Below are 8,242 nucleotides of genomic sequence, written 5' to 3'. Positions count from 1 at the left end.
GGAAGAAAAGGGGATCGCAAAAAGGTGATGGGGAATGGGCGATGGGCGATGGGCGATGGGCGATGGGCGATGCCGGTATCCAACAAGAGCCTGACCATGTCAAGCTCTTGCTTCTTATCTTAGCTCTTCCAATAGCCTACGGCCGCTCTCGCCTCAAGCCATATCTCATTTAAGCTTATAAATAATACCCGGGTTGCAGCGGATCATCTCAAACCTATCGGTCAAGCCCGTCAGCGACTCCGACGCCCCCAGTAGCAGATAACCGCCGGGGTTGAGGCTGGCAGCCATTTGGTTAAGCACTTTCGCTTTCATCTCTGGCGAGAAGTAGATCAACACATTGCGGCAGAAAATCACATCAAACTTACCCAGCAGGGCATAGCTATCTTTCAAGTTTTGCGGACGGAAATTCACCATCCGCTTGACCTTGTCGTTCACTTTCAGCCGGCCATCGCCATTGTCTTCGAAAAACATCCGCCGGCGCTCCATTGACAACCCACGACTGAGAGCCAGATTATCGTAAGCCCCGGAGCGGCAAGTCTCCAGCATGGTCTGGGAGATATCCGTCGCGGTGATTTGCACCGGGCTCGCCAACAACCCCGGCCTGCGATGCTGGGTTTCCAGCGCAGTCATAGCGATAGAATACGGCTCCTGCCCTGATGAGCTGGCCGATGACCATACTTTGATCGGCCGCTTGTTCGCCGCCAGCTCTGGCAAGATACGTTCGGCCAACACCGTGTAGGGATAGGTATCACGAAACCATAGTGTTTCATTGGTTGTCATGGCATCGACGGCCGCGACCCGCAATTCCCTGTTTCGCCCCGTAACCACCACCTGCAACAATTCGGAAAGTGAAGATAATGAAAATTGACTAACTAAAGGGCTGAGCCTACTTCTTACCAAATACTGTTTGCTGTCGCCCAGGACAATACCACACTGGGCCTCCAGGAAACGGCAAAACTCGCGGTATTCCTGATCGTTTATCGTTATAGCTGTCATCTACTGCTCTAGTATGATTATTATATGCTTTAGTATGCTTATGGTTTTGGCATTGCCGCTTTGACCGCAGCGCCGAGTTCGTCAGGATTGAATTTAGGTATAAAGGCGTTGGCCCCAACACGCTCAACCATGGCTTGGTTAAAGACCCCACTCAATGAGGTATGTAGGATGACATGTAGATCCTTAAGGCGCGGATCATTACGGATCTCTGCGGTTAAGGTATAGCCATCCATTTCCGGCATCTCGATATCCGAAATCACCAATGCCAACTGCTTGTAGATATCCCCTTCTTGAGCCATTTCGCGCAGCTTGATAATGGCTTCTTTACCGTCTTTGACCAGCACACACTCGCAGCCTATCGCTTCGATAGCTCGCTGTACCTGCTTGCGGGCTACACTGGAATCATCAGCAACCAATATCCTCCTGATATCAGGCATATCTTCAATCAATTCCTCCAGTACCGTTCCGGTAATGTTGGTATTGACCGGGGAAATCTCATCAAGGATCTTCTCGACATCGAGGATTTCGACCAACTCATTATCGATTTCGGTCACCGCTGTCAGGTAGTTAGCCTTACCCGCGCCTTTTGGCGGCGGAAGGATTGACTCCCAGTTCATGTTGATGATCCGTTCAACCGATGAGACCAGGAAGCCCTGAATCGAGCGGTTAAATTCCGAGATAATCACAAAGCAGTTGTCGAGATCATCAATAGGACGGCCACCCGTTGCCAGGCTCATGTCAATAACGGAAATAGTTTGCCCGCGGATGTGGGCAATACCTTTCACCAAAGGATGCAGATTGGGCATCATCGTGAGTTTCGGACATTGAAGAACTTCCTTAACTTTAAATACGTTGATCCCGTAACGTTGACGTCGATTTAACCTAAAAGTGAGCAACTCTAGCCTATTTTGACCGACCAGTTGGGTACGTTGATTCACCGAATCCAATATCCCCGACATATTTAGACGTCTCCTTGTTGTTTGTTTTTATAATTTGATACGTGTTTACTAGAGAAACAAGTGGTTAAATCACATATCATAGCAAGATAAGGCTGCTTTTCTGAAACACCTACGGTGAGACACAGTATCCCATTGTGACTAGCGACATTAAAGAGATAATTACGTGCTTAGTAACTGGCTTAACATTCGTATAATTTGCTTTATCGGCCTTCAGTTATTTTTCTTTAACGGTGTTCGTCCGGTTTTGGCCAGCCAGGAGGTCACCACCATGGCACCCGAAGCTATCAGCCAAGCCGCACAAGACCACGTTGCTCAACTGACCGCGCAAGCCAACGGTCGCTATACCATCACGCCCCCTAGCCTCGATAACCGCCTTCGTCTACCTGAGTGTCCCGAGCCTCTTGTAACCGATATCCCCAATACCAACTCGCTCAGTGGCACGGTATCGGTATTGGTGCGCTGCGAACCGTTAAATTGGCAAATCTACGTTCCGATCCGTGTCCAGCAAGTCCTCGAGCGGGTCGTCGCCAAAACGCCACTTCCACGGGGAAGTATCATTACTGCCGCCGATGTGGATGTCGAGCAGGTAGAACTGCGGCGGCAACGCGGTGCCTCCTTCTCTGATCCCGCACAACTCATTGGCTCTAAAATAAAGCGCCCTGTCAGGCTGGGGGAAATCATCTTGGCCAGCGACATTTGTCTGGTATGCAGGAATGATGCGGTACTGATCAAGGCCGGCAATGACGGGTTGTCAATTATTACCGAAGGCAAGGCACTGTCTGATGGGGCAATGGGCGAGCAAATCCGCGTGCAGAACAACCGTTCGAAAAAAGTCATCACCGGTGTGGTAAGTGCCGTCGGAGAAGTCACGGTTAGATACTAGGAAGTACGAAATTACTGAAATTTTACGTACAATACCTAAAGGTTTTGCTATCGTTGTCGATAATACAGTAGCTATAGAGTCAAACTGCACGTTCAAGGAGTTTCTAATGCCTACTATCAATAACATACGTACTAACCAGCCGATGACCACTGGCGGCAATGTTAGCCATACCGAAACGAGCAAAGGTAAGCCGGCGGCTGAAGCAAAAACCAGCGCTACCGATTCGGACTCTGTCTCCTTGAGCAGCCAAGGCCAGTCTGTGGGCCAGATCCACCAGCAGCTTGCGACCCAAGAAGCCTTCGACACTGAAAAAGTGAACGCGATCAAAGAAGCCATTGCCAATGGCTCCTACGTCATTGATGCCGATAAGTTGGCGGCTAATATGATCAAGCTAGAAGACGATTTAAAAGGCCTTTAAGGAACGGGTGAGAGAGTATGTCTACTTCTATAGAGCAACTTCTTGAACAGCAACAGAAGAACCTTACCTCTCTGACAGCTCTGCTTGAGCAGGAGCAAAAAGCGATTGTCGAACGTCAGTCCGAGCATATCCTTGAGTGTGCCCAGAAAAAAATGGCGCTGATCGACAACATCAAACTGGTTGATCACCAACTTTCAGTCCATCCAGACAAAGCAAGGCTTATTGAAGGCGGTGACTTAGCGACCGTTGTTCACGCATTGAAAGCCCAAACCAACGACTGCCAGTCGACCAACGAGATCAATGGCGAAGCCCTAATGCGTGCCCAGCTCAGCTTCCACAAGCTCAACAACCTGCTGCAACAAAGCCGTGGCAAACACCAAATGACCTACAACAGCGAGGGGGTCACCCAAAATACCCGCACCCTCGGCACCGATCTCAAAGCATAGCCCCAATGGGAGCCACTCATCTCAGTGCCTCCAGATTGCAAAACACGCTTAGAACATAATTTCTTGGCTTTGGGGTACGGCATAAATTTCTGCACTTCCCTTCAAGCGCTCCATCCTGTTGAGATCCAACTGCATTTCGGTCACATAGTTATCACCCAGCGGATAGCTTCGAATCACCTCAGCCCCACGGATACTGCCATCGACCGAACTGTCATTTCTTTCAAAATTCAACTGTTGGTCATCCATCTCGGAGCGGGCCGAAATACGGATCCCGTACACCTGCTCGGTCAATTCACGGTAAGCGTCAAGTTTTGATGCCCGCATAGCACGCATCCGTTTCTCTTCCATGTTCTTACCCGGCTGTTCGCTAATCGATGCATAACCAACAGCAGTAATAATGTCTGTGCTGCGAGTTTCAACCAAAGGCTGGCAACCGACGAGGAAAGATAAAACCAACAGGTAACAATAACGCATTTCTACTCCTAAGGTTTAATAACGACGGTATTTCTATCATGGGACAGCGTTTCATCCCTGATGATCCAGCCATTATCCATTCGCATTCTGTTAAGGCTATCAAGGTCTCGGCCTATTCGGTCTGCCGGCAAGAAACCCTGTGCCGAGGCAATGACCACCCGAGAACGAATACCGATAATCCGGGCATTCACCAGCACACCCGCCGATTGACGCAGCATTGTCCCAGCCAACACGTAATCGACCGGTTGCTCAGAAGATAATTGCTGCCAGTCACGGCTGAGCGCAAAATCACCATCTGGGGTCACTTTGATCCCACCGGTCACCTTATAATCCACCACCGTATAGCCACGCTGCTGCATCTGGTACATCAAACCTTCAGAGACCGTATTACCCAACCAGTTCGTCTCATCCATGTCTTGCAGATCAACAAACGACGTCACGGCCAACGGTGTGCGGGCAGTCAAATATTGGTTGGACTCAATCAGTTTATTTGCCATTCCCTCAATAAAAAAATCCATGGTATGCCGCGGCATTTCATCCAAACTGTGCCGGCTACCGGTATAAGGCTCTTTACCATTGTAAATGGGAGAATAGGCGCAAGATGTTACCAACATCGCCATCAACACAATTGCCCACTTTTTCATAATTTACCGCTCCAATTGGAAAGAGACTTCAGACCCATAGCTTGTTATCGTAGGCTCAAACAAAAACTTTATTGTTAAAGTCAAAAATTTGGGAATGCTCTTTGCATTACCCTTTGAATACTATGAAAGCCGCCATTCAATCTCTTTACCGATAGTGGCACTCTCGCTTCTACTTGTAAGCATCCAACTTACAGTAGATAAGCAATTTTTATACCGAAAGTGGAAGACATGAGAAAAAAGATCCTCCTCACCCTAAGCTGCCTGTGGCTATTCATTACCTTGCCGGTCAATGCTGCATGGTATGAAGTTACCGGCTCAGCCGTTGTCCTACAAAGCGAGGCGCAAGCACGGCAAAGCGCGCTGGAAGATGCCGTGTTACAAGTGATCCGCTATGCCGGTGCCGATCTTTCCTCATTCAACCGCGTTAAGCCCTACCTCAAAAACAGCCGCGATCACTACCAGTTCAGTGGCAGTGAACTGCGTCAAATTACGGTTACCAAAACGAGTAAGAAAAGCGGCAGTCTTTACCTAACAGCACAAGTTGAAGTGTTCCCCTCGGCAAGAACTTGCCACAAGGTACAATACAAAAAAGGCTTGCTACTGGGTGAGTTTGATATCCGCTCGCCACAGCATGCTTCACTCGGCGGGATCTACCAGCTCGGGAACAACTTTACCGCCATATTAAAACGGCAGCTTGAAACCCGCTCACAAAGTTTTGTGGTATCGGGTACGACCCGCGTTCAAATCAACCCTGGTTACCCGAGCCAAATGGTCATGCTTGCCGAAGATCATGATGCCCAGTACATCATCAATGGCCAGATCACCGATATGACATCCACTTTGGATCAGAAGCTTTTGCGTAACGATAAAATCAATCGGCAATTTGCTGCCGAACTACAGCTGCTTGATGGCAAAACTGGCGAAATACTGATGCAGAACCAATACCGTGAAATGGCTAACTGGCCGTTTTCACGTACCAGCCAGGTCGATACCAACAGTGCTCGCTTCTGGCAGTCGGCTTATGGCCAGGCGGTCCAGCGGGTCAGCCAAAATATGATGCTCGATCTGGAAAGCTCACTGGCATGCCGCACCAACTTACCTGAAGTTGTCCGCTACAATGGGAATACCGTCCATATCAACCAAGGACGTAAGCATGGCGTCAAGCAAGGCGATCAACTTGTCCTGTGGCACAGCGCTGGCTTTATTGATCAGAACGGGATCCCTCGAAACCGTATGGTTCAAACCGACATCACCCTTATCGTTGATCGGGTTTACGAGAAGTCGGCAGAACTAAGCGTCGAGCAGGCTGAACTTGCCAACAGCATCCAACCTGGTGATTTGCTAACCAAACAGATTGAAGATTAAGAGTAATCACTTAATTTATTGGTATTTTTTTGTATAATGGGAGAATCAAGCAACGCTTGTTGCTCCCTTAGCTCAGCTGGATAGAGCGTCCCCCTCCTAAGGGGAAGGCCGCAGGTTCGACTCCTGCAGGGAGCGCCATATTCTATAGAGGTTAGCCGGTTAGTACCGACTAACCTTTTTTCTTGCCTGTTGGTTTTAGCGCCATGTCGCTATCTTCATTAAACCCTCTTTATTAAAAAGCCCACTCAATTGAGCAGGCTGTTTCGTTGCGTTTATCGGCTAGGGACAGAGCTAGCTGTAATAACGCATGAAGAGGTCAATCTGACTGCGTCCGGTAGCCGGATTCATAAATACCGCTTTTTCACCCGGTATATAAGAGTACTTGCCGGTCGGGTTGTAGGCCGAACGAGAAATAAACTCAACCCAGTTAGTATAAAGGCCCACCTTGCCCCGCTCCTTGAATACACTGCGGTGCCACTGACTATTCCTGCGCAGTTGCTCCATATATTCTGGATTGGTCATACACTGCTGCTCTTTGGCAAACTCGGCGCAAACATCGTCGACCCACTGCGGGTTATAGAGACGAAAACCCACACTCGGGCCCTGGTTTTCCGGCGCCATCAGTTTGACATTGCCTTGTTTGAGCAGCTGATGTCGGAAGTAGTTGGCGTTTTGCAGGCAGTGCGCCAGGATAGTCTGGTAGCCTTCAATACCCATATACTTCAATGCCGCGTAAGCACCGAACACTCCTACCGCACCGCGCGAGCACTCAATGGTCGACTGCAGATGGGTCTGGCCCTGAAGGTCATGCTCGAAGTAGGAAAAGTTCTCGGGCTCATTTTCCAACGCTTTCATATCCTGCTTGTTCTTGATCATCACCAAGCTGGAGGTATAAGGCACATAGCCCCACTTATGGAAGTCGACGGTAAATGAGTCGGCATACTTGAGCTCTTTTACCCGAGAGATGGTACGCTCAATCCCCGACAGGGTAACCGGGTTGATATCCAATGGATTACGATGAAAATCGTAGTCAAGGAAGAAGATCATCGACCAGCCGACAGCTGCGTCGACATGGATATGCGGCTTCACCTCAACCTCATACTCTTCACACAAGCGGTTACGCAATTCATAGACCGGCTTGATCCGATCAACGGCAAAGGTGTCAGTCGTGCCCATGGTAACCATGATGGTCGGCACACGGCAGTTAACAGCAAAGCAGGCACGGAGCTGGCGTTCAAGATCTTCGTAATCCATATCGTGACTGTCGGTGACTTTGATACGGATGGTCTTATCTTTGATATCAACCCCAAGCAGCGACAGGTTGGTCATGTTGGAGTAGTGACCGCCTTGGGAGTTGATGATACGAAAGTCCGGTACTCTTCCCATTCCGTGCTGCAGTGCCATTGGTAGGGACTTTCTGAGCCCAAGCAGATAACCGTAAAGATTACAAAAGGTCCCACCCTGGGTGAAGATCCCTGTCGATTGCTCCGGATCATAGCCTACCTGGTTGGCAATCTGGCGAATGACATATTTCTCCAGCTGATCAGCCATACCGGCATATTCGCTGTATGCCAGGTTCGGGTTGGCCATCGCCCCCATCATCGAACCATAGATAGCCGGATCGCATGGCATGGTGACCACATTCTCTACCGACGACGGGTTTTCCCAATCCTTTGACAACGCCGCGGCAAAAGTCAGCATCTCATCTGGCGTGCCATCGGGGATCTGGCGCTGCTGTGCAATCGTAGCATGGCCAGCAAGGTGCTGCTGAAGCGCCAATCCGTTGGGGTAGGCCGCAATCCGCTCATTGGGGTTGAGCCTTTGCTGACGGAAGTCGTGAATGCTCTTTAAACCCGGTTCGGAAAAGATTGGCCATTTCGCCGGATCACGGGAAAAATAATCGGCAAAGGCTGCATCATAGTGACGCTGGAATAGCGAACTGAGTTGGTTTGCTTCACTATCATGTAAAAGTGAAAGACAAGTGTCTGGCATAGTGATACCTAGTAATCGTATTAGAGTTGCTTAAGTGAGGGATTGGTGAAAAGGAGCCAATTGAT

At 49.4% G+C, this 8,242-nt stretch carries 9 protein-coding genes and 1 tRNA gene; 5 read left to right on the top strand and 5 right to left on the bottom strand.

All coding sequences use genetic code 11. The features are described 5' to 3' along the window. Positions 1-165: 165 nt before the first annotated feature. Both C9I99_RS20230 and C9I99_RS20225 read right to left on the bottom strand, forming a co-directional pair. Complete coding sequence (locus tag C9I99_RS20230) at positions 166-996, bottom strand: CheR family methyltransferase (RefSeq protein WP_107350637.1); 831 nt, start codon at positions 994-996, stop codon at positions 166-168. Positions 997-1,034: 38 nt separating this feature from the next. Beyond that, positions 1,035-1,955, bottom strand: a complete 921-nt coding sequence (locus C9I99_RS20225) for a chemotaxis protein CheV (protein ID WP_107350636.1) — start codon at positions 1,953-1,955, stop codon at positions 1,035-1,037. Positions 1,956-2,223: 268 nt separating this feature from the next. Between C9I99_RS20225 and flgA the strand changes: the two genes are divergently transcribed. The 3 genes from flgA to C9I99_RS20210 all read left to right on the top strand — a co-directional run bounded on the left by flgA (position 2,224) and on the right by C9I99_RS20210 (position 3,702). Beyond that, positions 2,224-2,838, top strand: a complete 615-nt coding sequence (flgA, locus tag C9I99_RS20220; RefSeq protein ID WP_275937931.1) for a flagellar basal body P-ring formation chaperone FlgA — start codon at positions 2,224-2,226, stop codon at positions 2,836-2,838. Positions 2,839-2,944: 106 nt separating this feature from the next. Next, positions 2,945-3,256, top strand: coding sequence for a flagellar biosynthesis anti-sigma factor FlgM (gene flgM, locus C9I99_RS20215; RefSeq protein WP_107350635.1), 312 nt, complete (start codon positions 2,945-2,947; stop codon positions 3,254-3,256). Between the two features lie 17 nt (positions 3,257-3,273). Continuing rightward, positions 3,274-3,702 carry a flagella synthesis protein FlgN gene (locus C9I99_RS20210; protein ID WP_107350634.1) on the top strand — a complete coding sequence of 143 codons (429 nt, stop codon included), beginning with the start codon at positions 3,274-3,276 and terminating at the stop codon, positions 3,700-3,702. Positions 3,703-3,750: 48 nt separating this feature from the next. On the opposite strand, the gene C9I99_RS20205 is transcribed toward C9I99_RS20210, so the two are convergent. Together C9I99_RS20205 and C9I99_RS20200 are read right to left on the bottom strand one after the other, a co-directional pair. Then, on the bottom strand, positions 3,751-4,176 hold the full coding sequence (locus tag C9I99_RS20205) for an LPP20 family lipoprotein (RefSeq protein WP_107350633.1): 426 nt from the start codon (positions 4,174-4,176) through the stop codon (positions 3,751-3,753). An 8-nt stretch (positions 4,177-4,184) separates the two neighbouring features. Next, the gene (locus C9I99_RS20200; RefSeq protein WP_107350632.1) at positions 4,185-4,820 is read right to left on the bottom strand and encodes a FlgO family outer membrane protein; all 636 of its coding nucleotides are present in this window, start codon (positions 4,818-4,820) and stop codon (positions 4,185-4,187) included. A gap of 228 nt (positions 4,821-5,048) precedes the next feature. Between C9I99_RS20200 and C9I99_RS20195 the strand changes: the two genes are divergently transcribed. Beyond that, positions 5,049-6,185, top strand: coding sequence for a flagellar assembly protein FlgT (locus tag C9I99_RS20195; RefSeq protein ID WP_107350631.1), 1,137 nt, complete (start codon positions 5,049-5,051; stop codon positions 6,183-6,185). A 61-nt stretch (positions 6,186-6,246) separates the two neighbouring features. After that, positions 6,247-6,323 (top strand) — tRNA-Arg (locus C9I99_RS20190). A 153-nt stretch (positions 6,324-6,476) separates the two neighbouring features. Here the strand turns inward: C9I99_RS20190 and C9I99_RS20185 are convergent. Next, positions 6,477-8,177, bottom strand: coding sequence for a pyridoxal phosphate-dependent decarboxylase family protein (locus C9I99_RS20185; protein ID WP_107350630.1), 1,701 nt, complete (start codon positions 8,175-8,177; stop codon positions 6,477-6,479). Positions 8,178-8,242: the final 65 nt, after the last annotated feature.

Source organism: Photobacterium lutimaris, from assembly GCF_003025555.1.
Lineage (GTDB): Bacteria > Pseudomonadota > Gammaproteobacteria > Enterobacterales > Vibrionaceae > Photobacterium > Photobacterium lutimaris.
Note: the sequence above shows the minus strand (reverse complement) of the source record. Positions and strands in the feature narration are given on the sequence as shown.